Genomic DNA, 25,166 nt, shown 5'->3' with positions numbered 1-25,166 from the left:
TCGTCATTGACCAGCGCAACGGGCCAATGACGATAGGGTAAGTTTCCGGATCGCGGATGTAGCAGACTCCTACCGATGACCTTGTCCGCCATCCCTCTTCCTCCCATACCGCGCCTGCCGGTTGCAGTGCCTCGCTCCGGCGTATCCGGCGAGGCGCGACGCGCGCTGCGGCAGTTGCTCGGCGATCTGGACCGCGCCATCGCGGTGGCTTTTCGCGATGGCGCCGATGCCACGGCGTTGGCTCGCCGACGCGGCGAATCCGTCACGCGCATCGTGGCGCATGTGTGGACAGCATGTCTGGGCGACGTCAGCCACGCCGCCTTGTTTGCCATTGGCGGTTTCGGGCGCGGCCTGCTTTTTCCGTATTCGGATATCGATCTGCTGGCGTTGGTCGAGCAATCGGATGCGGCACGGTTGCGCGCACTGGAGCAATGCTTCGCGACGCTGTGGGACATCGGTTTGAAAGTGGGACACGCCGTGCGCGATCCCGCGCAGTGCCAGACGTTGGCCGCGGCGGATGCGAGCGTGTTCACCAGTTTGCTCGACGCACGGCGATTGGCCGGCGATCCTGCGCTTGATGCGCACCTGCGAAACATCATCGACGCGCCCGGCATGTGGCCGCCGCGCGAATATCTGCGCGCTCGTCTAGCCGATCGCGACGCACGGCACGCGCGTTTCGACGACACCGCCAACAATCTGGAGCCGAACATCAAGGATGGCCCGGGCGGTTTGCGCACGCTCGATTCCTTGCGCTGGCTTGGACAGCGCATCGCGCATGCGAACGATTTTCCCGACATGGTGAGCGAAGGCCTGCTCGATCCCGCCGAATGCGACACCTTGCTGCGCGCAGAAGCCACGTTGCGGCGTTATCGCTTTGCGTTGCATCTGGAAGCAGGGCGCGCGGAAGAGCGCCTGCTGTTCGACTATCAGCGCGGTATCGCGGCACAACTCGGTTTCGAGGACGAACACGAAAAGAACCTCGGCGTCGAACAGTTCATGCAAGGCTATTACCGCGCGGCGAGTCACGTGGAACGCCTGGGCATCCAGATCGCCGATCGCTTCGAGGAAATGCTCGAGGCACCGAGTGCGCCTCAGCCTGTCGGTACGGAATTCATCCGTTACGGTGCGCGCTTGGCTGCGCGCGACCCGGATCTTTTCATGCGACGCCCGGCTGCGCTGGTCGATATCTTCATCGCGCGGCTGGATGAGAAGGGATTGATCGGCTTCAGTGCCGACACCATGCGGCGCATTCATCAGGCCACGGCCGTACATGGCACCGCGCTCGCCGACGAACCGCAGGCGCTGGTTTCCTTTCTACAGTTGCTGCGGCGTGGCGCGCCTGCGGTGGATGCGCTGTGGCGCATGAATCGTCACGGCCTGCTTGCGGCGATATTGCCTGCGTTCGGCCAAGTATTCGGACGCATGCAGTACGACCTCTTTCACGTCTATACCGTGGACGAACACACGCTGCGCGTGCTGCGGAATGTGGCGCGTTTCGCCGATCCGGCCACACAGGCGGAATTCCCGCTCGCTTGCGAGGCGTGGTCGACCTTGCCCAAGCCGGAAGTGCTGTTGCTGGCTGCGCTGTTTCACGACATTGCGAAAGGTCGCGGCGGCGATCACTCCGTACTGGGCGAGGAAGATGCGCGCGCCTTCTGCACGAAGCTCGGCCTGCAGGAAGACGATACCGAGCGCGTGGCGTGGCTGGTGCGCTGGCACTTGCTGATGAGCACCACGGCGCAGCGACAGGACATCACCGATCCCGATGTCGTGCATCGTTTTGCTGAAGTCGTGGCCGGCCGCGAGCGGCTGGGTCAACTCTATCTGCTGACCATCGCCGACATCATCGGCACCAGCCCGCGTTTGTGGAATGCGTGGAAGGATCGCCTGCTCGCGGATCTCTATACCGCGACTCGCTACGCCTTGCGCCGCGATGCCAAACCGTCGCGGGATGCCGCGGCGCGCATCGCGAATTGTCGCGAACAGGCATTGGCGCTATTGACGTCCGAAGGGCACGATCCAGCCGTGGTCGCGCAAGTGTGGGCGGGGTTTCCCGATCTCAGTTTTCTGCGGCACCATCCGCAGCAGGTCGCCTGGCAGACGGACGCCATCCTGAAGGCCGATGGCAAGCTTCCGTTGATTGCCGTGCACCCGATGTCGGTGCGCGGCAGTACCGAACTGTTTGTGTGCGCCCCTGATCGCGACGGTCTGTTCGCCAACGTCACGGCGATGCTCGACCGCCTGCATTTTTCCGTGATGGAGGCGCGCGTACTCAGTTCGCCCGACGGCAAGGCCATGGACACCTTTCTGCTCCTGGAAGCGGAAAACCAGAGGCCTGCAAGCCAGGAGCGCGCGGAAGAACTGCATCAGCGCCTGCAGCGCGCGCTCGCGCAATCGGCGCCGATCATGCCGCCTCGCCGCAGCATGTCGCGTCACCTCAAGCACTTCCAGATGGCGCCGCGCATCGATTTCAAGCAGGCGGGCGGACGCACGCAGATGGCCCTGGTATGCAGCGACCGCCCAGGATTGCTGGCCGCTGTCTCGCAGGTCCTGATGGCCTGCGAGGTGCGTGTGCACGACGCGCGCATCGCGACCTTCGGCGAGCGGGTGGAAGACTTCTTCCAGCTGACCGACCGCCGCAATGCGCCGCTGGGCGAGACACAGCAACAGCGTCTGTGGCAGGCTTTAGTCGAGCGGATCGGACCTGCCAAGGAATGATTTCCCGCCGGGTCGCTTCAGCGGCCTGTCATTGAGAATCCCCTTTTCCCCATTCGGCTTGGCAAGCCGATAAGGTCGCACGCGCATGTCCGCATCCCATCAATTTCTCAAGCTCGTACGTCAGATTCATCTTTACGTCGGTGTTTTCATCGCACCGGCTTTACTCTTCTTTGCACTCACCGGCGGTTTGCAGGTTTTCAGCCTGCACGAAACCACCCGTGGCAGCGATTACAAGCCGCCGGCATGGCTGGTCACGCTGGCCCAGGTGCACAAGAAGCAGACCGCGGTCGTCCCGGTGCATAAGGCGCGACCGGCGGATGCCGATAACCATCCGGCCCCTCCGGTCGTCGCTGCGCCGAATGCAGCGGCAAATCCAATCGCACCGATGCAGGTGAAGCCGGATGGCCAGCACGACGATGCGCGGCACCCGATCCTGCTGAAGATCTTCTTTGCGTTCGTCGCGCTGGGCCTGTTCGTGTCGACCTTGATCGGCCTGTATATGGCATACCGGTATTCCCGCAAACCCGGGTTGATCACTGTCATCCTGGCGGCCGGTGTTCTGCTGCCCATCGTGCTCGCTTTCGTCTAAGTTGCACGTGACACGAAATACACGTCCCCATGGGGCGCGTGGTTGTAATCTTCAGCACTGATCCGAAAGCGAGCCATTTCTCATGCAGTCCATCGAAAGCCTGATCAACGATGCCTTCGAGCGTCGTACCGAACTTAGCCAGAGCGAAATCGAAACGCACCTGCGTCCCGCGCTGGGGCAGGTCATCGAACTGCTCGAATCGGGTGAGTTGCGCGTCGCCGAGCCGGATGGCAACGGCGGCTGGAAGGTCAATCAATGGCTGAAAAAAGCGGTGCTGCTGTACTTCCGCATCAATCAGAACCGTGTCGTCGACGGCGGCCCGGCGCTTGCGTTCGACAAGGTGCCCTTGCGTTTCGCGCACGGCAGCGATGGAGAACTACAGGGTCTCGGCGCGCGCGTGGTTCCCGGCGCACTCGTGCGTCGTGGCGCGCACGTGGCGAAAGATGCGGTGCTGATGCCCAGCTACGTGAATATTGGTGCCTACGTAGGTGCCGGGACGATGGTGGATACCTGGGCCACGGTGGGCTCGTGCGCGCAGATCGGCTCGGGCGTTCATCTTTCCGGCGGCGTCGGCATTGGTGGTGTGCTGGAGCCGCTGCAAGCGAATCCGACCATCATCGAAGACAACTGCTTTATCGGCGCGCGTTCCGAAGTGGTGGAAGGCGTCGTGGTGGAGCGGGGCAGCGTGATCGGCATGGGCGTGTTTCTCGGTCAGTCGACGCGCATCTACAACCGCGCCACCGGCGAAATCAGCTATGGTCGCGTGCCTGCAGGCAGCGTCGTCGTGGCGGGAAACCTGCCGGCCAAGGACGGCACGCACAGTCTCTATGCGGCGATCATCGTCAAGCAGGTGGATGAAAAGACCCGCAGCAAGACCGGCATCAATGAACTGTTGCGCAGCGGCGAGTGAGTAACAGCTCCATGGCAATGCCAGCCCAACGCATGCGAGGTCGTGCTTACGCACTGGCCGCGCTGGGTGCGCTGCTGTTGATACTGGCTTTCGTGTTGCACCCGTTTGCGCAGCCGCAGAGTTATCACGACTTTGCAGATACGCGCGGGTGGTTGGGCATCCCCAACTACGGAAACGTCGCATCGAACGTGATGTTTCTGGTGGTCGGGCTGATCGGCCTTGCGGCCATGCGCGCGCCCGCGGTGCGTGCCATGGAATCGGCGCCGCGGCATGCCTATGGCTTGATGTTCCTTGGCCTGGTCTTCACGGCATTCGGTTCCGCTTACTACCACTGGGCGCCTTCGGACCTGCGGTTGGTGTGGGACCGGTTGCCGATGACCGTGGTGTTCATGCCCTTGATGGCGGCCACCTTTGCCGAACGTCTGCGTTTGCGATCGGATCTGCTCTTGCTCGTGCTCACGCCGTTGGGCGTCGGCAGCGTGGTGTACTGGAAATACAGCGACAACCTGATGCCCTATCTGCTGGCGCAGGGCGGGGCGGTTTTGCTGATCCTGCTGGCCATGGCGTTGTTGCCGACGCCATGGACGGAACGCCGTATGCTGTGGCCGGCATTGCTCTGCTACGCGGTGGCGTTTGTCAGCGAAAAACTCGATCTGGAGATTTTTCGGTGGACGACCGGCATCATCAGCGGGCATACCATCAAGCACCTCGTTGCGGCTGCTGCGTTTTATTTCATCCTGCGGATGCTGCAGCGACAACAACTCAAGACGGATCAGGATCGATGACAGTCACCACGCTTTACGGGCTCCCCAATTGCGATACCTGCAAGAAGGCGCGCAACTGGCTCAATCGCTTCGAGATCGCGCACGAGTTCGTCGACTACCGCGCCAATCCGGTGCCGCCAGCGACACTCAAAACGTGGGCGCAGCAACTCGGGGGCTGGGAGAAGCTGATCAACAAGGCCGGCACCACGTGGCGGAACCTGTTGCCGCAGCGCAAGAATCCGGGCTCCGATCCGGAATGGGCGTTGCTGCTGAAGGAGTATCCGGCGCTGATTCGCCGTCCTGTCGTCGTGCAAGCCGATGGTGCGGTGAGCGTCGGCTTCACCGATAACGGTTTCAAGAAATTGTTTGGACGCTGACTGCCATGTCCGAAGTATTCGATCTCGCCACAGACCTGATCCGCCGACGTTCGGTGACGCCTGAAGATGCCGGCTGCCTGGCGTCGATCGGCGAGCGTCTGGGGCGAGTGGGATTTCGCATCGAGCATCTGCGCTATGGCGACGTGGAGAATCTTTGGGCGACGCACGGCGCGAACAACGCGCCGGGGCAGGGTCCATTGCTGATCTTTCTCGGCCACACCGATGTCGTGCCCAGCGGCCCGGAAGAAGCCTGGCAAAGTCCCCCATTTGAGCCGACGGTCAGAAATGGCCGTCTATACGGTCGCGGCGCGGCGGATATGAAAGGTTCCGTGGCGGCGATGGTGGTGGCGCTCGAGCGTTTTGTCTCGATGCATCCGGATCACCCAGGCCGCGTGGGCCTGCTGCTTACCAGCGATGAGGAAGGTCCCACCAATCTCGACGGCGTGCGACGCGTCGCCGACTATTTTCGTTCGATCGGAGAACGTATCCACTGGTGCGTCGTGGGTGAGCCTTCCGCCAAGGAAAAACTCGGCGATCTGATTCGCGTCGGCCGTCGCGGCTCGTTGTCCGCCACGTTGACCGTGCGTGGCGTGCAAGGCCATGTGGCCTACCCTGAGAAAGCGCTCAACCCGATCCACGCGTTTGCGCCAGCGCTCGCCGCGTTGGCTGCCGAGCGCTGGGACGAGGGCAACGCGGATTTTCCACCGACGTCTTTTCAGGTATCCAACCTCAACGCCGGTACCGGCGCCAACAACGTGATACCGGGCTCGCTCACCGCGTTGATCAATTTCCGCTACAGCACGGCGAGTACGGCGGACGATCTACGTAGGCGTGCCGAGGCGATTCTTGCTCGTCATGGCCTGGACTACGCGATCGAGTGGAATCTTTCAGGCGAATCTTTTCTGACGCCGCCAGGCGGTCATCTGCGCGAGGTGGTGGTGTCGGTATGCCGCGACTTGTGCGGCACCGAGCCGGAACAAAGCACCGGAGGCGGTACGTCCGATGGTCGCTTCATTGCGCCACTGGGCGCGGAGGTCGTCGAGCTGGGTCCGGTCAATGCCACCATCCACAAGGTGGATGAGTGCGTGGATGTGGCCGAACTGGAACGTCTTCCGGATTTGTATCGCGCGATCTGCGAGCGCATGCTGGTGATGTAACGTCGTTCACGCTCGAGTGAGGGTGTGTCATGAACGTCGAATCCGATGCCGGTCGTGTCGTGGATGTTCGCAGCGAGCGGCGGACGGTCATGCTTGGCGTTTCCATCGCTGCTCCGATTACAGTGGGTCTGTGGTTTGCGGTGGCCACCCTGACGCCGCCGATTCCCAACATGGATGATCCATGGAATCGCCTGTGGTTCGCGATCAAGTGTTGCTGCGTGGCGGTATTGCTGTGCCTGGTATTGGGCGTCGAGATGGTGGCGCATTTGCGCTTGAACACGTCGGCCATCAATCCGCTTGTCGGATTGGAATCGGCGCGCATGAATGTGACTCAGCGGTGCCTGCGGAACACCGTCGAGCAGACGCTGATTTTCATTCCCGGCTTGCTGGCGCTGGCCGGTTACTGCGCCAATGGACGATCGATGCGCATGGTGCTTGCGACAACCGTTGTGTGGATCGTCACGCGCTTTGCGTTCTGGATCGGTTACCAGATTGCGCCGCGTTTTCGTGCGGCCGGCATGCTTGGCATGGTGCAGAGCATGCTGGTGCTGCTTTATGTCTGCGATCGCTTCGGGCGCGAAGTGGCGGGCGTCGCCGGCGAAGCAGTCATCTGGGCGATCTTTCTCGGGGTGGAAGCGTTTCTGGTGTACCTGAGCTTCTCGCGACCCTCATCCGACTGAGGACGGCCATGCACGACGGTTCGCGTGGAGCGGCCGTGCATGGCAGAGAATCAACCCGAGGCAGGTTCCAGCGTCAGCGTGTGCTGCGCGCTTCCCGGCAAGAGTGGCGTGGGGCGACCATGCACCCAATCTTCGTGGCCGGCGCCGTAGAACGGCGAGAGCGGGTTGTCGCTTTGTCCGCCCGGCATCTCGAGGATACCTTGGTCTTCGTGTCCCGGCGCAACGTCGAAGCGTTCCGAAGCGCCGAACGAAGGCGCGGCAACACGCGGCATGTTGTGGTCGCCGGGCAATTCGTCGTCCGGCATGTTGAGCAAACGTCCCAGGAAACCGGGCAGGGCGCGCGAAAGCGGATGATTGACCTGCGCGTGATCGACCTCGCCCCAGGTGCGTGCCGCGAGGCCACCGGGTTGCTTGCCGAGGTCGTCGGCGACATTTTGCGCAGCCTTCAGCAGTAGCGCATGCCAATCGTGGTAGGTCGGATCGAGCAGGTTCGCCGGTTGCGTTTGAATCATCGCCCACACGGCCGCTTCCTGGTTGCCTGGCCCGGGCCACTCGAAATCGGGGAATCGCTGCTTGATCTGAGCGTCGAATGGCGTGAGCGCCAGCTTGTGCACTTCGTCGCGAAACGCATGCACCAGCCGGTAATCGACACTGTCGACGGCGGCTTCATTCCGCCAGTTGGACGTAAGCTGGCGCAATTGGTCGAGGTCGCCGTTCTGCGGGCCCAGCAGCGTCTGCTGCAATAGCTGCTGCCATCGCGTGAGAAAGACAGCGTGATCGTCGAGCTGGATGTCGAGCATATTGCCCGCGCCAAAGTCGGCACGCGCGTGCAGGTCGTCCCGGATTTGCTGAGCGCGTGCACCAAGATCGTGTCCGCCGTTGCCGAGCAGATTCAAATCATCGTCACCGACGGTGCGATTGTTGGCCGTCCACAGCCGCCCATCCGTGGGGTTCTCGATGCGCGGGTACTGCGAGGGAGAGGCCCAGCCGGTCCAGCCTGTATCCGGTTGCGACCAATCGGAGGGACGTTGCGGATCGAATCCTGTGCGCAGCGGGATGCTGTTGCCCGCGATGGTCCAGCCTATGTGGCCGGCGTTGTCGGCGACGACGAAATTCTGCGGCGGCATGCCCAGCGTGGGTGCGAGATCCAGAGCGGCCGATGTACTGGTCGCATGCTCGAGTTGCATCAGCGCGAGGTTGTAAGCGCGGGGCAGGTCGGCAATCCACGCCAGGGCGAGCGGCGTGCCGTCGGTATCGGTGGCCATGATCGGTCCCCAGCGCGTGTCCTCCACTTCGAGCGTGTGCGACGGTGCGCCCTTGATGCGGATGATCTCTTCGTGCTTCTCGATCGTGGCCCAACCTTCCGGCACCTTGTAGCGAGTGGAATCGTGCGGGTCGCGCAGCACGCGAACCCAATCGAGCCAGTCGCCGTAGCTGTTGGTGAAGGCCCAGGCGATCTGCCCGTTTGAACCCACCACCAAGGCAGGCGTACCGGGCAGCGTGACGCCGACGACGTCGCGCTTGCCGTCGGGTGCCGTGGCGTCGGGGTAACGCAGGCGCGCGCGGAACCAGATGTCGGGCACGCGCAGCGTCAGGTGCATATCGTCGGCCACCATGGCCGATCCGGTGTGCGAGAGGTTGCCGGCGATGGCGAAGCTGTTGCTGCCGGGGAAGGCCTCATCCACTTTCACGCTCGATGCTGCGGCGACTTTTTCCGCATCGGTCTGCTTGCCGACATGACGAAGATCGTAGGCATCCGCACCGGGAGCCACGGGCGATTGCGACACGTCGCCCTTCAAGGGAGCCTCCCAGTTCGGATCCGGAGCGAGCAGGAATTTGGCGAGTGCATCGGGCAGCACGGCGTGCATGCGCGCGATGTCCAGTTCGCGTTTGTCGAGGCCGTCGCCGTTGAGATCCAGGTACATGGCCGAGATCACCAGCAGCGTGTCTTCGGATCGCCAGGGTTGCGGCTTGCTGCCCAGCAACAGGTATTCCCAGGGCTGCACGCGCAAACGCGCCAGGCCCGCATTCACGCCGTCACGGTAAAGATCAAGCGTATGTTTCTGTGCCGGGGGCATCGCGGCATACGCAGCTTCCGCAACGGCGCGCAGGCGATGGCGACGATGGAGGATATCCGTATCCAGCGCGGCAGGCCCGACCAGCTCGGACAGCTCGCCCGCCGAAACGCGGCGCATAAGGTCCATGTCGAAGAAGCGCTCCTGCGCGTGCAGGTAGCCGAGCGCGAAATCGATGTCGTCGCGCGATTGCGCCGTCACCGTGGCAGTGCCAAGCGCATCGCGTTCGATGGTGACGGGATGGCCCAGGTCGGCCATGCGCTGCTCGCCGTCGAGCTGGGCGCGGCTACCGGCCAGAAGCCACCATCCGGTGGCGAAAAGAGCGATCAGAACGACGACAATGAAAATCAGGCATGCACGAAACCAGCCGAAGCGACGATTCGTAGTCATTGGTCCGCAAACACCGCAAAAATGCCCGCGTAGGGCTTGACCATGAAGGTGGGGGCACCCGTATAGCCGGTGCCGTCGATGTAGAACTGCGAAATGCTGCCATCCAGATACAGCGCATCGCGGCAGCCGAGTTTGTCGCGGAACAGCGAGGCAAACGTGTGGAAATTGACCGGCGATTCGCTCACCACGAATAGCACCTGATAAGGCGTGTGCGCGCAGACGCCGCTGCGCCACTTGGTGCTGTTGGAATCGTCGAGGAACTGTGTGTTGATCTGTCCGTCGATCACCAGCATGGGGCCCGATTGCGTGGCCCAGTCCGCTGGCTTGCCGTCTGTCTTGAAATCCGTGCTCGTGCGCACCGCGGCATGACCGTCCGCGTAGATCGCAAACACACCGTTGGGGCGGATGGAAAAATTGCCCGCGGCCGGGTTGCCGTGGAAAAGGTTCAAGGGCACGAGCGTCTTCCCGTGCTCCACGTACAGCCCCAGCGGCGCGTACGACTGATCGTAGATGCCCGCATTGGCGGCGAACATCAAGCGCTTGCCGTTGGCGGCGCCCCATTCGCGCAGCGTCTGGATGTCGCCGAAGGGTTGGTCGTTGTCCGGATTGCGCCAATGAAGGCTGAGCGATTCGCGGTGCAGGTCCAGGCTGACCACGGTGAATTCCTGGCCCTGGAACGACACCTCGCGGCTTTCCATCGGGTGCACCTGATAATCGCAGCCCGCCACCAGCAGGGCCGTCCCCAGCAGGGCAAGCAGAATCGGCATCAGGTTGCGACGCAACCGTTGAGCGGGCCTGGTCGGGAGCATGCAATGATGGTCGCCGGGTAGCGGTCGCCGATGCAAGACCAATTTGTGCCTTTAAGGCTTAAACTTCAGCTTTTGCATCCTTGTGCGCCGCCCCATGCCTTACACACCTATCGTCGCCACGCTCGGCTATGTGCTGTCGCCGGACCGCAGCAAGGTCTTGATGATTCACCGCAATGCGCGGCCTGACGATCAGCACCTGGGCAAGTACAACGGCCTGGGCGGCAAGATGGAGCCCGGCGAAGACATCGCCGAATGCATGCGCCGCGAAATCCGCGAAGAAGCCGGCATCGAGTGCGAATCGATGCACCTGCGCGGCACCTTGAACTGGCCGGGTTTCGGCAAGCAGGGCGAGGATTGGCTCGGCTTCATCTTCATCGTCGACACGTTCAGCGGCGAACCCTATACGCAGAATCCCGAAGGCACCCTGGAATGGGTCGATGTCGATCACATCTTGGGGTTGCCCATGTGGGAAGGCGATCGGCACTTTCTGCCGCTGGTGTTCGACGGCGATCCGCGGCCGTTCCACGGCGTGATGCCGTACAAGGATGGCCGCATGCAATCGTGGTCGTTCACGCGATTGTGAGCGATCGCGCGGTTACGGAGCTTGCCGTACCGCCACCACCGCATTGAGTCCACCGAAGGCAAACGAATTGCTCAATGCCGCGCGCACGGGCATGGCACGCGCTTCGTGAGGCACGTAATCGAGATCGCACGCGGGATCGGGGCCGAGATAATTCAAGGTCGGCGGCACGATGCCGGTGCGCAGCGCGCCGAGCGTAGCGACCAATTCCAGCGCCCCACCGGCACCCAGCGCATGACCGTGCATGGGCTTGGTCGAGGAAATGGCCAGTCGACGCGCATGTTCGCCGAAGACGCTGTGGATGGCACGGGTTTCCGTGCAATCGTTGGCGGCGGTGCCCGTGCCGTGCGCGTTGATGTAATCGAACTCGCCGGGTTGCATGCCTGCGTCCTGCAAGGCGGCAGTCATCGCCGCTGCCGCACCGATATCGGAGGGTGCGGCGATGTCGCCCGCATCCGCGCTCATGCCGACACCGGCGAGTTCCGCGAGGATGGTGGCGCCGCGTGCCTGCGCGCTTTCGAGCGTCTCAAGCACGAACATGGCCGAGCCTTCGCCCAGCACAAGTCCGCGGCGATTGATGCTGAAAGGACGACAGGCATCCGGCGCCAATACGCGCATGGCCTCCCATGCGCGGAAAATGCCGAGTGTGATGCACGCTTCCGTACCGCCCACGATCGCGTTGTCGACCAGTCCCGCCCGGATCATCAGCGCGGCTTGCGCGATAGCGTGATTGGACGATGCGCACGCGCTGGCCACCACAAAGGTGGGTCCGGTAATGCCGTGCGCCATGCTGATCTGGCTGGCGGGCGCATTGCTCATGATGCGCACGATCCCCAGCGGATGGAAGCGGCCGGCATGTTCGCCGTAGAGCTTCTGATAAAGGCCTTCGCGGGTTTCTTCGCCAGCGGAACCGACGCCCACCACGACAGCCGTGCGCGATGCGCGTTCGTTCCTGAATGCCAGGCCGGATTGACGAACAGCCTCGTTTGCCGCCACCAACGCGTATTGGCTCAGCGGATCGAGAAATGGCAGGCGCGCCTCGTCGATGTAGGCGCGCGGCTCGAAATCGTGGATTTCCGCAGCGATGGGAGGCGTACGCAACGAGCTGGTATCGAAATGACCGATCGGGCCGATACCGCTGCGTCCCTCCGTCATGGCCTGCCAGATGTCGGTGGCGTTGTGGCCGAGCGCGCAGATGGCGCCCATGCCGGTAATCACAATACGGCGCATGGAATCAACTGTTACCTGATTTTTGTGCAAGCTGCCGCTCGACGGCTTCGATCAGATGGCCGACGGTGCCGGCATCGAAATCCGTGTCTTCATTGGGCAGATTGATGTTGAAGTGTTCCTCGATGTCGAAGATCACTTCGATGGCATCCAGCGAAGCGACACCAAGATCCTTGAGCGTGGATTCGGTCTTGATCGTGGCGATGTCGATCTTGGCCTGCTTGGCGATGATCTCGAAAACGTCCTGCTGCACATTGCTCATGTATCGTTTCCCCGGTTAATCCTCGCGACAAGCGTGACGTAAATGTCTGCGAATTGTCCAGACGGCGGGCCGGCGCAGTTACTTGCGGGCATCGTCCCGAGATTGCCTTTCGCCAACCTTGTCACGCCTTTCCTGACAAGTGATTGATTTATGTCGATGGTGGAGCAACGGCGCGCATGCGTGAAGTGAAGCCGTCCCTGCGCGTGCAGCGATTACCAAACTGATGAGTATGTTGTGGACTCGGCATTCAGCTCGTTCAGTCGCCAGCCGCGACGCCCAGTGCACCCTTGGCTTCCGTCGGCGCGTCGTGTTCCGGATGCGCGCCGCTTTCGGCGAAAGCAAGGCAGACGATGCCGAGCACGATGATGCCGGCACCAAGCAACCGCGTGGGCGTCAGCGCTTCATGGAACAACCACGCCGAGGCGAACATCACGGTGACCACGTCCAAGTGTGTTGCGGCAAAAGCCGGACCGATCGGTGCGTGCTTGAGCAGACTCATCCAGGTGAAAAAGTTGCCGACGTAGCCGATGAGCGCGATGTAGATCCACGGATGGCCGAAGATGCGAACCATCCACGCCCAACTCGCTTCCGGCGGAAAGGCGTGTGCGCCGGCGTACTTGAAACTGAGCTGCACGACCGTATCGAAGGCCAGCAAAAAGGCAAAGCCGGACAGATAGAAGCGCCACGTGCGTACCGAGGTGTTCATCCGCTCATCCCCACGATCGCCACGCCCGCGCTCACCAGAAGAATGCCCGCGACACGCAGCGGCGTCAGCTTTTCGCGAAACAACAGGCGGCCGGCGATCATGATCGCGACGATGTTGATCGATGCCAGCAGCACGCCCTGGGACAAGTCCACCAGCGAAAGGAAGGCGATCCACGACAGCAGGTGCGTGAGGTAGGCCAGAATGCCTAGCCAGATCCACGGCCTGCTTGCCATGTAGCGCCAGCGCGCCAGGCCGTCGCCGGCACGCGGATCGCTGGCGGCGGCCTTGAAGGCAAGCTGGCCGCCCGTGTCGAGCGTCACGTTGACCAGCCACAGCGTGGCGACGAGAGGAGACACGCGTTCTCCTCAGGCGATGGCGCGTGCGCTAGGTGCCCAGCTGGCGGCGACCTTGGAGAAGAATTCGGCGGAGCGATGGATCAGCGTGCGACGCTCGCGATCGATGGTGATCATGTGGTAGCTGTCTTCCAGCAACAGCATGTCCACCGGACCCGACACCGAGCGCGCCACGAGATAGGCATTTTCCACGCTGGCGATGTCATCCTCGGTGGCATGCGCAACCAGGCATGGCGCCGTCACCTTCGGCAACTCGCGCCGCACCACGGCGGCCATGTTGTACATCTCCGCCAGCGACGGCCACGGGTTGCCGGGCAGGCCTGCCGCGGCGCTGTCGCCACCCAGCATCAAGCCGCTGATCTGTGCGCGCAGGCGTTCGTCGCGCAAACCGTAAGGTTCGTTTTCATGCACCATGCGGTGCTTGCCGATACCAAGGCGATGCAGGAGCGGCAACATGAAGGAAAAGCGCCCGTACCACGGTATCGCCCAGCCGTCGTAGCGGAATGTGGCGCCGTAGACACCCACGCCGCGGATCCACTCGGGACGTTCGGCGGCGAGCTTCAATGCGAGGATGCCGCCCATCGACAGGCCCGCCACAAACAGGTGATCGACCTCATGGCGGAAGGATTCCGCCGCGGCTTCCACGCTCGCGTACCAGTCTTTCCAGCCGGTGGAGGTCAAGTCCTGCACGTTGCCGCAATGCCCCGCCAACTGCATGCCGTAGACGCTGAAGCCGGCGTTGCTCAGCCCCTTGCCGACCAGGCGCATTTCGGTGGGAGTGCCGGTCAATCCGTGAATGAGAAGGACACCGCAACGGCCGCCTTCGAAGCGGAATTCAACATTCTGGATCACTGGGAGCTCAACGCAGGACTAACGGCGGAATGGTCCGACAGTCTGCGGGGGGTGGCTTTCCATGCGCTTTCGGCCTGGGTGCAAGGGCTGCCAGGAGGGCGCAAGTACGCAATCCGCTAACTCAAGCTAACGGCCCTCTCAGTGACCGTTGAACCCGCCAAACCTGCTTACGCCGATCGAAATACCCACCGAGCCCGTGGGATGGTCACAACTGCCGGTGTTCTGCACCACGCTGACATTCCCCGACTGGTAGCTGCCGGTACCGATATGGCTGCCGCCGACTACGCCCACGCCAACGTCGCCATGAACCTGGGGCTTGTTGTAGGTGGAGTCGTCACACGTCGGAGCACCCGCTTGGGCGGTGTCGCCACCGCGCGCGCCGCTGTGATCGCCGTAATAAACGCCGGGCGCGTTGCTCGCGGTGGGTTGCGCGCCGTTGATCGTGATGGCGCTGGGATTGGGCTGGCTGGACGAAGCGCTGGCTGGCTGCGGCTTGGCAGGCGCCGCTGAAGCTGTGCTGCTGTTGGGTGGCAGCTTCAGGTTCAACGGTTGACTGGCCGATTGCGCCCATGCCGCGGTGACCAGCAGGCTTGTAGTCAGGGCGGTAATGGCTCGTCTGTTCATAGTTGCTCCGGTGGGGCGTGACGCCGGGGATGTATGCATCTAACGCACGGCAGGGCCCTGCCGTGCACATGCCCCTTGGATGACTTGCGGTTCACCGAAGTTCCTTTCAAGCCGTCAGCCGGTCGTTTCGATCCGCTCCACGCGACGCAGGCCGCGCGGCAGAAGGCCGCCGCGTGTGGCGCGGTTGCCGCCGTACTCCACCAGGTCGGACCACTTGAGCGTCAACTTGCGCTGGCCGGCGAACAGCGTGACTTCGCCTTTGCCTTCCGTTACTACCGCGACACCTGCCACGCGTTCTTCGCCGCTGCCCAGCTTCGCTTTCGGAATCTCGATCAGCTTGTTGCCCTTGCCCTTGTCGAGTTCCGGCAGTTCGGCGACCGAGAACATCAGCAGGTGACCTTCGGTGGTGACGACCACGATGCGGTCGCGTGCCGGATCGGCGCTTACCTGCGGCGCAAGCACATGTGAGTCGTCGCTCAGGGTGATGATCTGCTTGCCGGCCTTGTTGCGGCCGGTGAGCGCTTCGAAGCGCGTCACGAAGCCGTAGCCGAAGTCGGTGGCGAGCACGAGGCGCGTGTCGTTGTCACCGGCGGTGATGGCGTCGAAGCGCGCGCCGGCAGGTGGCGTGAAGCGACCCGTCAGCGGCTCGCCGTTGCCGCGCGCGGAGGGCAGGGTATGAGCGGGCGTGGAGTAGCTGCGGCCGGTGGAGTCGATCACGGCTACCTGCTGCGTCGTGCGCGTTTTCACCGTGGCGAGCAGGTTATCGCCTTCGCGGTACGAGAGCCCTTCGGCATCGATGTCGTGTCCCTTCGCGGCACGGATCCAGCCCTTCTGGCTCAACACCACGGTGACCGGCTCGCTGGCGACCAAGGCGCTTTCGTCCAGCGCCTGCGCGGCTTCGCGCTGTATCAGCGGCGAGCGACGATCATCGCCGTACTTGGCGGCGTCGGCGCGCAGTTCTTCCTTGATCAGGCCTTTGAGCTTGGCTGGCGATTTCAGCAGCACGTTGATCTTGGCGCGCTCTTCTTCGAGCTGATCGCGCTCGGCGTTGATCTTCATTTCCTCCAGGCGCGCCAGCTGGCGCAGCTTGGTTTCGAGGATGTAATCGGTCTGCTCCTCGCTGAGCTTGAAGCGCGCCATCAGCACCGGCTTGGGTTCGTCCTCGGTGCGGACGATGCGGATCACTTCGTCGAGGTTGAGGTAGGCGATGCGCAGACCTTCCAACAGATGCAGGCGGCGCTCGACCTTGGCCAGGCGATGGCTGAGGCGACGCGTCACCGTATCGATGCGGAAGCTCAGCCATTCGGTGAGGATGCGCTTGAGATCCTTCACCTGCGGGCGGCCATCGAGGCCGATCATGTTGAGATTGACGCGGAAGCTCTTTTCCAGATCCGTGGTAGCAAAGAGGTGCTGCATCATCTCGTCCGCGTCGACGCGGTTCGAGCGCGGCACCAGCACGAGACGGATGGGATTCTCGTGATCGGATTCGTCGCGCAGGTCTTCCAGCATCGGCAGTTTCTTCGCGCGCATCTGCGCGGCGATCTGCTCGAGGATCTTGGACGGGCTCACCTGATGCGGCAGCGCGGTGATCACGGTGTTGCCGTCTTCGTGCGTGTAGACAGCGCGGGCGCGAACGGAGCCGTTGCCCGTCTGATACATCGCCATCAGTTCGTTACGCGGCGTGATGATTTCCGCCTCGGTCGGATAATCCGGCCCGCGCACGTGTTCGCACAGATCCGCAATGGTGGCGTCCGGATCGTCCAGCAGGCGAATGCAGGCGCTGGTGATTTCGCGCAGGTTGTGCGGCGGAATGTCGGTGGCCATGCCGACAGCGATGCCCATCGAGCCGTTGAGCAGCACATGTGGCAGACGGGCGGGCAACCAGCTCGGTTCTTCCAGCGTGCCGTCGAAGTTCGGCACGAAATCCACCGTGCCCTGGCCCAGTTCGCCCAGCAATACGTCGGCGATCGGATTGAGCTTGGATTCGGTGTAACGCATCGCCGCGAAGCTCTTTGGATCGTCCGGCGAACCGAAGTTGCCCTGGCCGTCGATCAACGGATAGCGATACGAGAACGGCTGCGCCATCAGCACCATCGCCTCGTAGCAGGCGCTGTCGCCGTGCGGATGGAATTTGCCGATCACGTCGCCGACGGTGCGCGCGGATTTCTTCGGCTTGGCGCTTGCAGCCAGACCCAGTTCGCTCATCGCGTAGACGATGCGGCGCTGTACCGGCTTCAGGCCGTCGCCGACGAAGGGCAGGGCACGGTCCAGCACCACGTACATCGAATAATCGAGATAGGCCCGCTCGGCGTATTCCTTGAGCGGGATCTGTTCGTAATTGGCTTGCAGGTTCATGGGTAATCATCTGGGCGCAGGGGCGCCGTGGGCGGGAGGATGGTGCCAGATGGCGGGCGCGTTCGGCTAGAATGCCCGGAGCGCAAGCATTGTGGGGTAGCCTCGAACCATGCCATTTCAACGCTCAGTGGCCGTTGCGGCGGCTTGCGTCCTGATCGCGGGATGCGCCCTCATGGGTGGCAGGCACCCCATCCGCGGCTACAAGGACAAGGATCATGCGCAGTCCGATACCGCGATCGTCGCCTGTGCGGAGCAGCCGCAATACATATGCGGCATTACGGGCGTGGACGATGTGGGCACCTGGACCCGCTGGGACGGCGGCAAGACACCCTGGGTGCGCGTCTTGCCGGGTACCCGCGTGATCAAGCTCACGCTCTCCAACTCGCATCTGGTCAACCGTCCCTGGTTCAAGATCGACAACGTGGAAGCAGGACACGTTTATCGCGTCGACGTCGCTTTCAACGGTACGGCGCTGACGGCCTCGTACGTGGATCTCGGGAAAATGGATGCCTACACCATCCACATCCCGCGCCTGCCGCTGTCGCCGAAGCCGGTGACGGCGCATTTCTGATCGCGTACTTCAATCCGGTTGAACGGTGATGCCCAGTTTCGCCAACTGGGCCTGCACGCTGTCCGGACCGGCCAGGTGCGCGGCGCCCACGGCAACGAACACGGTGCCCGGCTGCTTGAGCATGTCCTTGATCTTCGCGGCCCAGTTTGTATTTCGCTGGACGAGCAGTTCCTGATAGAGCGCGGGTTCCTGGGTTTTCAGCTCATCGTTCTCGAGCTTGGCAATGGCGGCGACATTGCCCTGTTTCCACGCGTCGACCAGGGAGCGCAGTTCGGCGGCGTCCTTGTCGGTGTCGCGCAAGGTATCGCGCAGAAAGGCCAGTTGCAGCGAGTTGGGCAGGTCGGCGAGAAACTCGATCTGCTGCTGCGCAGTTTCCAGCCCGTGCACGGGTTTGCCTGCGTTGGTCATTTGCAACTTCAGCTGCTTGTCCACGCCTTCGGCCGGATCGAGGCCGGCTTTCAGCAGGGGTGCTACGGATAGTGTCAGTGCGGCCAGCCATGGCTTCATGGGCTGCAAGGTCGCTGCGCCGCCGGGCAATCCGGCCAGTTGCGCGGCCCGGGCCAGTGCGGCGTTGTCGCTTTCGGTCAGCTGCGTGGAAAGCGGATGTGCCGTGTCCAGGCCGTACTGCATCACAAGCGAGGCCATGTTCGCCTGATCGTCGTCAATGAGTTCGATGTAGAGCGTCTGGCTTTGCGCCAGCGCCTGGTTCAACGCCGGAAAATGCCAATCGGTATCGTTCGGCAACAAATGCACGGTGCCGAAGAGATAGATGGTGCTGTTTCCGCTCTTGATCTGCCACAGCGCAGGATGCGCCGACACGTTGCCGCACAGCAGGAAAAGCAGGGGAAGCAGTGCGACGAGAAAACGGCGATAGGTGCGCATGATGCCTCAGCGAGGAACGCGATAGCCGCCGGGCACGCCGTGCGGACTCAGGGTAAGTTGCCAGAGCTGATTGCGCCGGCTGCGGAAAACGGCGGCCGATACCGCCAGATAGAAACGCCACATGCGATGGAAACGTTCGTCGTAACGCGCCGAAAGCGCGGGCCATGCCGCATCGACGTTAGCACGCCAGGCCATCAGCGTGCGATCGTAGTCGGTTCCGAAGTTATGCCAGTCTTCGACCACGAACAAACCTTCCAACGCGGCGGCAACCTGGCTGGCCGCAGGAATCATCGAGTTGGGGAAAATGTATTTTTCGATCCAGGGATCGGGCCGTCCCGGCGACTGGTTGGTGCCGATGCAGTGGAGCAGGAACAAGCCGTCATCCTTCAGGCAGCGGCGCGCGACCTCGAAGTATTCCCGGTAATTCTTTCCGCCGACATGCTCGAACATGCCGATGGACATGATGGCGTCGAACGGTTCGTCGAGTTCGCGGTAGTCCTGCAAGCGGATCTGGATCGGCAGGCCGCGGCACAGTTCGCGCGCGAGTTCCGCCTGTTCGTTGGACACGGTGATGCCGACGCCGCTTATGCCGTAGCGTTCCGCCGCAAACCTCAGCGCCTCGCCCCAGCCGCAGCCGACGTCCAGCACCTTCATGCCGGGTTTCAGTCGCAGTTTGCGGCAGATCAGGTCGAGCTTGGCTTCCTGCGCATCATCCAGATTGGTCGCCTCGGCCCAGTAACCGCAGGAATACATCATGCGTTTGCCGAGCATGGCCTTGAACAGATCGTTGCCGAGGTCGTAATGCACCTTGCCGATGTCGAACGCATGCTGGCCGCGTTGCATGTTGACGAAGCGCGCTTTCAGATGCGCGATCAGCGTATCGAGTGTCTTGAGGTGCTCGTCCAGATGCGTGGACAGGATCTTGGTGAAGAAGCCGGGCAGGTCTTCGGCGTCCCACCAGCCGTCCATGTAGGCTTCGCCTAGACCCAGCGATCCGTGCGCGAAGACGCGCGCATAAAGTTGCTCGTCGTGGACACGGATGTCGGTCGTGGCGCGTCCGTCGATGTGCACGCCGGCGATCTCAAGCAGTTCGGCCGCGCGTTGCCTCAGGGATTGCTGGCTCATGCATGTCGATCCTTGCCCAATATGCCGAAGTGTACCGGCGACCATGCATAAACGAGGTTAACGCCAGCATCACGGACGAGCTGTAAAAGAGTTTGTGCGTGCTGTTCGCTGAGCAGGAATTCGATTTTCTGCGGAAGGTCGTCCGCGAGTTCGAAAAAGGCTTCGTGGTGCACGACGCCATGTCGCCCGAATCCCGCCGTGGCGCGGAATACCGAGCCGCCGCCCAATTGGTGTCGTTTGGCCAATCCCAACAACCATTCGGAAATGAGCAGCCCATCGTGCTTGGCGTGCACGTGCGTATAAAACCGCAGGAAGACGCCATTGGCCGGATGCGTGCCGAAGGAGGTTTCGTTACTCATGACGTTGCCGACTCCGTTTCAGTGGCGCAGCAGGCCGCGCGTCAGGAAGATGCCCAGGATGGTCATGGCCAAACTGCCGAACAAGTGCACGGCCACATGCGCGCCGAACCACAGATATTGTCCGCGCAGCAGTAAGGTGTCGGCTTCGGCGGAGAACGTCGAAAATGTCGTCAGGCCGCCGAGAAAGCCGGTCATGATGAGCAACCGCAATTCGGGCGGCAGCGTCTGGAAGTGCTCGAAGATGCCCATCATGCAGCCCATCATCAGGCCGCCGCTCAGGTTCGCCGCGAGCGTACCCAGGGGAACGGTGGGGAAGATCGGATTGAGCAGCACGCCGAGAATCCAGCGCAGCCAGCAACCGAGTGCGCCGCCGAGGCCGACGGCGAGGAATCCAGTCATGCTCACGTTGTATCGTCTCCTGATTGCGATGGATCTTTTCCACGGCAACAGGCACGCCCGCGCCGCCGGAAACCGGTGGTGCAGGCATCATCAACCTTTCGGTGGTTCGCTCCGCGCGGGAGCGGGAGGCATGCCATCTCCCTCATGAAGCGGCATGCTAGCCGATGCCGGTGGGGTCAGGTCAAATGCGGGTTCCGGTCGTGAGCTCGGGCATGGCGGCGATCATCCGCGCAATGTCTTCCGGCGACTTCTCGTAGCCGGCGATGACATGCCTGCCCGGTCCGTAGGGACCCCACTCGGACGCGCTGGTCGCGGTGAAGATGCCCATCGTCGGTACGTCCGAGGCGCAGGCCAGATGCATGATCCCGCAGTCGGCGCTGATATAGACGGCCAAACCGGAGAGCACGCTGGCGAGCTTGCGCAGATCGCTGGAGTAGTACGCCGGATACTTCGAGCTGAGCATCGATTGGCCGGATGCGGGCAGAATCTCCACGATGCGATGTTCCGGGTGCTGCGCTTCCAGTACCTGGATGAAACGCGTCCACCATGCTTCGCCCAGCAACTTGGGGCCGGTGGCGTTGGCGAAAATGCCGATGATGCCGTGGCCGGGCGACTCGATGCCCGCGGCAGCGAGGGAGCGGGTCAGTGCTGCGCGCCCTTGTTCGCGTTCGACGGCGCCGAGACGGATATCCGGAACGGGATAATCGGCCGCGATGTCGTTTCCCATCGCGCTGCGCAACAGATAGACCGGACGACGGCCTTTGCTCTCGATATTCGGCGGCAATGGAACGGCGTGCGTGATTTCGCCGTGTTTCTTCGGGCTGCTGAAGCCGAGCGTATACGTCGAGTTGGACAGCAGCATCAGCAGGCGGCCCGTCTGCGACAAGGGATCGGCATCGATCGCCAGGTCGTAGCGAATCTTGCGCATGCGGCGCATGGTGCCCCAGAACTGAAACGGATGTCCCACGCCATGTGCAGGAAGACGAAAGATGCGCTGCACGTTGAAGAACCGGCCGTAGACCTCGTCCGCGATCGGACTGCGCGTAAGGATGTCGATTTCCGCGGCGGGGTAAACCTTCTCCAGCTCCGACAGCAACGGCGTCAGCAACAGCGTATTGCCGAGGCTGTGGCTGACATGGCAGACAAGGATGCGATAGACCCCCTTGGCCGGCAGCGGCTCCGAGGTGGGCTGCCCGTGGTTGCCGAAGACCATGCGCATGAGCCGGCGCGCCACGCGGCGCCGGAAGTCGTTGATGGGGTCGTAGTAACGCGTGTTCTTCAGCACGATGGGTCTTGGTCGGAATTGGGCGACGGCGACTATACCGGTTCGCCGGCTTGGGTAAGCAGTCCGCGGGCGATCAGCCATGCACGGGCGTTTTCCGCGTCGTGCGCGAACCACGCCTGGGCGGAACCGAGCCGGAAGGAATAGCCCCAGGCGTCCATGTCCTCCATCAGGCGCGCGCTGCCCACGCCGGGAAGGGAGCCGGCCAGCACGATCTGCAGATAGCAGACGGCGTCTTCTTCCTCGATCGAGTCGGTAGCGTCGGTGTGGACGTCGGCGCGGCGCTCTTGCGGCAGCACGATCAGATGGCCGGCTTCGTGCAGTACCGAATGCACGGGAGTGTCGCCGCGTGCGTAAACAGTGTTGCCGATGATGCCGGCCTCCTCGTCGCCCCAAAAACTGCCGGGAATGGCTGCACCATCAGCAACCTGCGCCAGGGTCAGGCCGTAGTGCGCGAGCAACGATTCGATGGCGGTGCGGTCGATGTCGGCGATGCGCAGGATAGAAGCGGTCATCGTGCTCCCTCTCCCCTCGGGAGAGAGGGGCAGGAAAGACAGGATCAGGTGGCGGCGTTGCCGGCAGGCTTGCCGTCGGGCAGGGCGACGGAGAGCTCTAGCACTTCGTGCCCGCTGTCGCGTTCGACGTTGATGTTGATCGCGTCGAGGTCAACGTTCACGTACTTCTTGATGACCTCGAGCAACTCGTTGCGCAGCAACGGCAGGTAGTCAGGCGCACCCCGGGTGGAGCGCTCCTGCGCGACGATGATGCGCAGACGCTCCTTGGCGACCACAGCGGTGGGTTCCGGCTTGCGCTTCAGAAAATCGAGGATACCCATCGCGATCAACCTCCGAATACGCGCTGGAAGAAGCCCTTCTTCGGTGCGTCAAGGAAGCGCATCGGGCGTGTTTCGCCGAGGATGCGGGCCACGGTGTCGCGATAGGCCTGCCCGGCGTTCGAGTTTTCGTCCATGATTACCGGCACACCCGAGTTGGATGCGGCGAGTACGTTTTCCGATTCCGGAATCACGCCGACCACGTTGATGCCGAGAATGTCTTCCACGTCCTTCACGCTGAGCATTTCGCCCTGCTCGACGCGCGCGGGGTTGTAGCGGGTGAGCAGCAGGTGCTGGGACACGGCACCGTCGCCGCGTTCGGCGCGACGCGTCTTGCTGGCCAGCAGGCCCAGGATACGGTCCGAGTCGCGCACCGAAGAGACTTCCGGGTTGACCACCACCACGGCGTGGTCGGCGAAGTACATCGCCAGGTGCGCACCTTTTTCGATGCCGGCGGGCGAGTCGCAGACGATGTAGTCGAAGTCGTCCTTGGACAGGTCCTCGAGCACTTTCTCGACGCCTTCCTGCGTCAGCGCATCTTTGTCGCGCGTCTGGCTGGCAGCGAGTACCGCGAGATTGTCGTAGCGTTTGTCCTTGATCAGCGCCTGCTTGATCGAGGCTTCGCCGTGAATGACGTTCACGAAGTCGTATACCACGCGGCGTTCGCAGCCCATGATCAGATCGAGATTGCGCAGGCCGACGTCGAAATCGATCACTGCCACCTTCTTGCCTTGCATGGCGAGGCCGGTGGCAAGCGATGCGCTGGTGGTGGTCTTGCCGACGCCACCCTTGCCGGACGTCACTACGATAATCTCAGCACTCAAGGCTCATCTCCGCTGGTGTTCTTGTAATAGTCGTTTTGTTTCGCAGTCTTTTCAAAGACGCGCGATCAGCAATTTTTCCCCATCGAGCCAGCATTGCACAGACTGACCCTCCAGGTCTTTCGGAATCTGCTCGAACACGCGGTAGTGGCCGGCGATGGCCACGAGTTCGGCGCGAAAGTCCGAGACGTAAATACGCGCCTTCGCATCGCCCTGCGCACCCGCCATGGCGCGGCCCTTGAGGCTGCCATAGATGTGGATGCTGCCGTCGGCGATGACTTCTGCACCGTTGGCGATGGCGCCGGTGAGCACGAGGTCGCGATCGCGAGCGTAAATCTGCTGTCCTGAACGCACGGCGCCATCGTGATGCTGTGCCCCGAGGATGCTGCCGGGCGCCGGTGCGGAAAGTACCGCCTCGCGCACCGGTGCTGGCGCGGGTGCAGGCGTAGCGCTCGGTGCGGGTGGCGCGATGCTGCCGCCGTCGGCCGGCTCGTAAGCGGCGCGGAACTTGGCGATCAGCGGCAAGCCCATGCGCTGTGCGAGTGCTTCCGTGGCGCTGGTGCCATAGGCCAGGCCCACGGGCAGCATGCCGGCGCTGCGTACGGCCTCGAGCAGCGCATCGACGATGCCGTCATCCGGCAAGTTCGGCAGGTGACTGAGATCCAGCACAACCGCAGCGCGCGAGAACAGCTGCGGCGCAGAGCGCACGCGGCGTTCGAGTTCTTCGCAGAGGGCGGCCGCATCCGGTCGTTTTACGCGTACGCAAGCAATACCGACCTGGCCAAAGCGAAGGTCGCAAGCTTCAGTTGTATCCATTTTTGCATTCATGAGCGCCGCTCTCCGGCGAGGCGGCGCGGCTTGGAATCGTTGTGAGTGAGATAAGGAACGCGGCTTGCGAGCCAGGGTAGGTCGGGCAAGCCGCCGTGTTCCAGATACGTGTCGCGGACGTAGGCGAAACTGGGTAGGTCCTTGGCGAGCAGGCTTACCTGCGGCCCATGTTCGCCCATTCGCTGCTGGCCGACTTCCTGGAAGCCGTAGGTGCCGTGGAACAGCACCACGACATCGTCGATCGGTTCCAGAAACACCTCGCAGGTAAGCAGGGGCACGCGCACCTCCGCGAAGCTGTTCACGTCGCAATAGAAGATGCGCCCCAGGCCATGCCGGCGATAGGCGTTGGCGACGACGATGCGGTCGATGTAGACGAAGGACGGGTAGTGTTCGCTGAACCAGCGATAGTTAGGGCTGCCGTAGTCGCGGCCGTCACGCAGGGCGATCAGGAATCCGGCCAACTCGCCGTCGATCTCGGCTACGCGGAAGTAGTCGGCGTGCTCGTAGAAGTAGCGCAACTGCGCCGCGTCCAGGACCAGAATGGAGCGACCGGCGGTATTGTTGAGCGCCAGTACGGCATCCAGGTCGTGCTCGCGCACGTCGCGGATGGCAAGGGCCATTCGTTGCTCCGCAGTGATG

28 protein-coding genes and 1 riboswitch are annotated in these 25,166 nt (G+C 62.8%); of the genes, 9 read left to right on the top strand and 19 right to left on the bottom strand.

The window, feature by feature from the left end; translation table 11 throughout:
• Positions 1-75 precede the first annotated feature (75 nt).
• From glnD to DWU99_RS05995, 7 genes are all read left to right on the top strand, one after another.
• Complete coding sequence (gene glnD / locus DWU99_RS06025) at positions 76-2,718, top strand: [protein-PII] uridylyltransferase (protein WP_115477052.1); 2,643 nt, start codon at positions 76-78, stop codon at positions 2,716-2,718.
• 85 nt (positions 2,719-2,803) lie between these two features.
• Positions 2,804-3,307 carry a PepSY domain-containing protein gene (locus tag DWU99_RS06020; RefSeq protein WP_115477051.1) on the top strand — a complete coding sequence of 168 codons (504 nt, stop codon included), beginning with the start codon at positions 2,804-2,806 and terminating at the stop codon, positions 3,305-3,307.
• 82 nt (positions 3,308-3,389) lie between these two features.
• Positions 3,390-4,217 (top strand): 2,3,4,5-tetrahydropyridine-2,6-dicarboxylate N-succinyltransferase, encoded by an 828-nt coding sequence (gene dapD / locus DWU99_RS06015; RefSeq protein WP_115477050.1) that lies wholly within the window; start codon positions 3,390-3,392, stop codon positions 4,215-4,217.
• 11 nt (positions 4,218-4,228) lie between these two features.
• The gene (locus tag DWU99_RS06010; protein ID WP_115477049.1) at positions 4,229-5,002 is read left to right on the top strand and encodes a ceramidase domain-containing protein; all 774 of its coding nucleotides are present in this window, start codon (positions 4,229-4,231) and stop codon (positions 5,000-5,002) included.
• Positions 4,999-5,358, top strand: coding sequence for a Spx/MgsR family RNA polymerase-binding regulatory protein (locus DWU99_RS06005; protein ID WP_115477048.1), 360 nt, complete (start codon positions 4,999-5,001; stop codon positions 5,356-5,358). Before DWU99_RS06010 ends, DWU99_RS06005 begins: the two co-directional genes overlap by 4 nt.
• A 5-nt stretch (positions 5,359-5,363) precedes the next feature.
• Entirely contained in the window at positions 5,364-6,515 is a 1,152-nt protein-coding gene (gene dapE / locus DWU99_RS06000) for a succinyl-diaminopimelate desuccinylase (protein WP_115477047.1), read from the top strand.
• 29 nt (positions 6,516-6,544) lie between these two features.
• Positions 6,545-7,195, top strand: a complete 651-nt coding sequence (locus DWU99_RS05995; RefSeq protein ID WP_115477046.1) for an MAPEG family protein — start codon at positions 6,545-6,547, stop codon at positions 7,193-7,195.
• A 50-nt stretch (positions 7,196-7,245) separates the two neighbouring features.
• On the opposite strand, the gene DWU99_RS05990 is transcribed toward DWU99_RS05995, so the two are convergent.
• Complete coding sequence (locus DWU99_RS05990; protein WP_115477045.1) at positions 7,246-9,660, bottom strand: penicillin acylase family protein; 2,415 nt, start codon at positions 9,658-9,660, stop codon at positions 7,246-7,248.
• A complete protein-coding gene (locus DWU99_RS05985; protein ID WP_233510889.1) occupies positions 9,657-10,469 on the bottom strand; it encodes a phosphodiester glycosidase family protein in 813 nt (270 codons plus the stop codon). The genes DWU99_RS05990 and DWU99_RS05985 overlap by 4 nt, the downstream gene beginning before the upstream one ends.
• A gap of 94 nt (positions 10,470-10,563) precedes the next feature.
• Here DWU99_RS05985 and DWU99_RS05980 point away from each other — a divergent pair, with 94 nt between their 5' ends.
• Positions 10,564-11,052 carry an NUDIX hydrolase gene (locus DWU99_RS05980; protein ID WP_115477043.1) on the top strand — a complete coding sequence of 163 codons (489 nt, stop codon included), beginning with the start codon at positions 10,564-10,566 and terminating at the stop codon, positions 11,050-11,052.
• A 12-nt stretch (positions 11,053-11,064) separates the two neighbouring features.
• Here the strand turns inward: DWU99_RS05980 and DWU99_RS05975 are convergent, their stop codons facing one another.
• The 7 genes from DWU99_RS05975 to parC form a co-directional block, all read right to left on the bottom strand.
• Entirely contained in the window at positions 11,065-12,279 is a 1,215-nt protein-coding gene (locus DWU99_RS05975; protein WP_115477042.1) for a beta-ketoacyl-[acyl-carrier-protein] synthase family protein, read from the bottom strand.
• Between the two features lie 4 nt (positions 12,280-12,283).
• Positions 12,284-12,538: an acyl carrier protein gene (locus DWU99_RS05970; protein ID WP_115477041.1), complete on the bottom strand. Its 255-nt coding sequence runs from the start codon at positions 12,536-12,538 to the stop codon at positions 12,284-12,286.
• A gap of 256 nt (positions 12,539-12,794) precedes the next feature.
• Positions 12,795-13,244, bottom strand: coding sequence for a DMT family transporter (locus DWU99_RS05965; protein ID WP_115477040.1), 450 nt, complete (start codon positions 13,242-13,244; stop codon positions 12,795-12,797).
• On the bottom strand, positions 13,241-13,600 hold the full coding sequence (locus DWU99_RS05960; RefSeq protein WP_115477039.1) for an EamA family transporter: 360 nt from the start codon (positions 13,598-13,600) through the stop codon (positions 13,241-13,243). Before DWU99_RS05960 ends, DWU99_RS05965 begins: the two co-directional genes overlap by 4 nt.
• Before the next feature lie 9 nt (positions 13,601-13,609).
• Positions 13,610-14,449, bottom strand: a complete 840-nt coding sequence (locus DWU99_RS05955; protein WP_115477038.1) for an alpha/beta hydrolase — start codon at positions 14,447-14,449, stop codon at positions 13,610-13,612.
• Positions 14,450-14,587: 138 nt separating this feature from the next.
• Positions 14,588-15,073: a hypothetical protein gene (locus DWU99_RS05950; RefSeq protein ID WP_115477037.1), complete on the bottom strand. Its 486-nt coding sequence runs from the start codon at positions 15,071-15,073 to the stop codon at positions 14,588-14,590.
• A 114-nt stretch (positions 15,074-15,187) separates the two neighbouring features.
• Positions 15,188-17,428 carry a DNA topoisomerase IV subunit A gene (gene parC / locus DWU99_RS05945; protein WP_115477036.1) on the bottom strand — a complete coding sequence of 747 codons (2,241 nt, stop codon included), beginning with the start codon at positions 17,426-17,428 and terminating at the stop codon, positions 15,188-15,190.
• 172 nt (positions 17,429-17,600) lie between these two features.
• On the opposite strand from parC, the gene DWU99_RS05940 reads away from it, so the two are divergent.
• Positions 17,601-17,999, top strand: coding sequence for a hypothetical protein (locus DWU99_RS05940; RefSeq protein WP_115477035.1), 399 nt, complete (start codon positions 17,601-17,603; stop codon positions 17,997-17,999).
• Between the two features lie 9 nt (positions 18,000-18,008).
• Here the strand turns inward: DWU99_RS05940 and DWU99_RS05935 are convergent, their stop codons facing one another.
• The 10 genes from DWU99_RS05935 to DWU99_RS05890 form a co-directional block, all read right to left on the bottom strand.
• Positions 18,009-18,881, bottom strand: a complete 873-nt coding sequence (locus DWU99_RS05935) for a TraB/GumN family protein (protein WP_115477034.1) — start codon at positions 18,879-18,881, stop codon at positions 18,009-18,011.
• Between the two features lie 6 nt (positions 18,882-18,887).
• Positions 18,888-20,006 carry a cyclopropane fatty acyl phospholipid synthase gene (gene cfa / locus DWU99_RS05930; RefSeq protein WP_115477033.1) on the bottom strand — a complete coding sequence of 373 codons (1,119 nt, stop codon included), beginning with the start codon at positions 20,004-20,006 and terminating at the stop codon, positions 18,888-18,890.
• Positions 20,003-20,365, bottom strand: a complete 363-nt coding sequence (locus DWU99_RS05925) for a DUF190 domain-containing protein (RefSeq protein WP_115477032.1) — start codon at positions 20,363-20,365, stop codon at positions 20,003-20,005. The genes cfa and DWU99_RS05925 overlap by 4 nt, the downstream gene beginning before the upstream one ends.
• A gap of 18 nt (positions 20,366-20,383) precedes the next feature.
• The gene (crcB, locus tag DWU99_RS05920; protein ID WP_425476800.1) at positions 20,384-20,764 is read right to left on the bottom strand and encodes a fluoride efflux transporter CrcB; all 381 of its coding nucleotides are present in this window, start codon (positions 20,762-20,764) and stop codon (positions 20,384-20,386) included.
• Positions 20,765-20,838: 74 nt separating this feature from the next.
• Positions 20,839-20,914, bottom strand: a riboswitch (Fluoride riboswitch).
• Between the two features lie 31 nt (positions 20,915-20,945).
• Entirely contained in the window at positions 20,946-22,049 is a 1,104-nt protein-coding gene (locus DWU99_RS05915; protein WP_158543241.1) for a glycosyltransferase family 9 protein, read from the bottom strand.
• Positions 22,050-22,081: 32 nt separating this feature from the next.
• Positions 22,082-22,561: a hypothetical protein gene (locus DWU99_RS05910; protein WP_115477029.1), complete on the bottom strand. Its 480-nt coding sequence runs from the start codon at positions 22,559-22,561 to the stop codon at positions 22,082-22,084.
• Between the two features lie 44 nt (positions 22,562-22,605).
• Positions 22,606-22,881 carry a cell division topological specificity factor MinE gene (gene minE, locus DWU99_RS05905; protein ID WP_115477028.1) on the bottom strand — a complete coding sequence of 92 codons (276 nt, stop codon included), beginning with the start codon at positions 22,879-22,881 and terminating at the stop codon, positions 22,606-22,608.
• Between the two features lie 5 nt (positions 22,882-22,886).
• Positions 22,887-23,702 (bottom strand): septum site-determining protein MinD, encoded by an 816-nt coding sequence (minD, locus tag DWU99_RS05900; RefSeq protein ID WP_115477027.1) that lies wholly within the window; start codon positions 23,700-23,702, stop codon positions 22,887-22,889.
• 51 nt (positions 23,703-23,753) lie between these two features.
• On the bottom strand, positions 23,754-24,527 hold the full coding sequence (minC, locus tag DWU99_RS05895; RefSeq protein WP_115477026.1) for a septum site-determining protein MinC: 774 nt from the start codon (positions 24,525-24,527) through the stop codon (positions 23,754-23,756).
• Complete coding sequence (locus DWU99_RS05890; RefSeq protein WP_115477025.1) at positions 24,524-25,147, bottom strand: GNAT family N-acetyltransferase; 624 nt, start codon at positions 25,145-25,147, stop codon at positions 24,524-24,526. Before DWU99_RS05890 ends, minC begins: the two co-directional genes overlap by 4 nt.
• Positions 25,148-25,166 lie beyond the last annotated feature (19 nt).

The organism is Dyella psychrodurans (assembly GCF_003363265.1).
Lineage (GTDB): Bacteria > Pseudomonadota > Gammaproteobacteria > Xanthomonadales > Rhodanobacteraceae > Dyella_B > Dyella_B psychrodurans.
The sequence above is the reverse complement of the archived record's forward strand: the minus strand, read 5'-3'. Positions and strand labels throughout refer to the sequence as shown.

Bases quoted from the DNA above. Each gene is read 5' to 3' on its own strand.
- glnD (WP_115477052.1), top strand. From the start codon at position 76: ATGACCTTGTCCGCCATCCCTCTTCCTCCCATACCGCGCCTGCCGGTT.
- DWU99_RS06020 (WP_115477051.1), top strand. From the start codon at position 2,804: ATGTCCGCATCCCATCAATTTCTCAAGCTCGTACGTCAGATTCATCTT.
- dapD (WP_115477050.1), top strand. From the start codon at position 3,390: ATGCAGTCCATCGAAAGCCTGATCAACGATGCCTTCGAGCGTCGTACC.
- DWU99_RS06010 (WP_115477049.1), top strand. From the start codon at position 4,229: ATGGCAATGCCAGCCCAACGCATGCGAGGTCGTGCTTACGCACTGGCC.
- DWU99_RS06005 (WP_115477048.1), top strand. From the start codon at position 4,999: ATGACAGTCACCACGCTTTACGGGCTCCCCAATTGCGATACCTGCAAG.
- dapE (WP_115477047.1), top strand. From the start codon at position 5,364: ATGTCCGAAGTATTCGATCTCGCCACAGACCTGATCCGCCGACGTTCG.
- DWU99_RS05995 (WP_115477046.1), top strand. From the start codon at position 6,545: ATGAACGTCGAATCCGATGCCGGTCGTGTCGTGGATGTTCGCAGCGAG.
- DWU99_RS05990 (WP_115477045.1), bottom strand. From the start codon at position 9,660: ATGACTACGAATCGTCGCTTCGGCTGGTTTCGTGCATGCCTGATTTTC.
- DWU99_RS05985 (WP_233510889.1), bottom strand. From the start codon at position 10,469: ATGCTCCCGACCAGGCCCGCTCAACGGTTGCGTCGCAACCTGATGCCG.
- DWU99_RS05980 (WP_115477043.1), top strand. From the start codon at position 10,564: ATGCCTTACACACCTATCGTCGCCACGCTCGGCTATGTGCTGTCGCCG.
- DWU99_RS05975 (WP_115477042.1), bottom strand. From the start codon at position 12,279: ATGCGCCGTATTGTGATTACCGGCATGGGCGCCATCTGCGCGCTCGGC.
- DWU99_RS05970 (WP_115477041.1), bottom strand. From the start codon at position 12,538: ATGAGCAATGTGCAGCAGGACGTTTTCGAGATCATCGCCAAGCAGGCC.
- DWU99_RS05965 (WP_115477040.1), bottom strand. From the start codon at position 13,244: ATGAACACCTCGGTACGCACGTGGCGCTTCTATCTGTCCGGCTTTGCC.
- DWU99_RS05950 (WP_115477037.1), bottom strand. From the start codon at position 15,073: ATGAACAGACGAGCCATTACCGCCCTGACTACAAGCCTGCTGGTCACC.
- parC (WP_115477036.1), bottom strand. From the start codon at position 17,428: ATGAACCTGCAAGCCAATTACGAACAGATCCCGCTCAAGGAATACGCC.
- DWU99_RS05940 (WP_115477035.1), top strand. From the start codon at position 17,601: ATGGGTGGCAGGCACCCCATCCGCGGCTACAAGGACAAGGATCATGCG.
- DWU99_RS05935 (WP_115477034.1), bottom strand. From the start codon at position 18,881: ATGCGCACCTATCGCCGTTTTCTCGTCGCACTGCTTCCCCTGCTTTTC.
- cfa (WP_115477033.1), bottom strand. From the start codon at position 20,006: ATGAGCCAGCAATCCCTGAGGCAACGCGCGGCCGAACTGCTTGAGATC.
- DWU99_RS05925 (WP_115477032.1), bottom strand. From the start codon at position 20,365: ATGAGTAACGAAACCTCCTTCGGCACGCATCCGGCCAATGGCGTCTTC.
- crcB (WP_425476800.1), bottom strand. From the start codon at position 20,764: ATGACTGGATTCCTCGCCGTCGGCCTCGGCGGCGCACTCGGTTGCTGG.
- DWU99_RS05910 (WP_115477029.1), bottom strand. From the start codon at position 22,561: ATGACCGCTTCTATCCTGCGCATCGCCGACATCGACCGCACCGCCATC.
- minE (WP_115477028.1), bottom strand. From the start codon at position 22,881: ATGGGTATCCTCGATTTTCTGAAGCGCAAGCCGGAACCCACCGCTGTG.
- minC (WP_115477026.1), bottom strand. From the start codon at position 24,527: ATGAATGCAAAAATGGATACAACTGAAGCTTGCGACCTTCGCTTTGGC.
- DWU99_RS05890 (WP_115477025.1), bottom strand. From the start codon at position 25,147: ATGGCCCTTGCCATCCGCGACGTGCGCGAGCACGACCTGGATGCCGTA.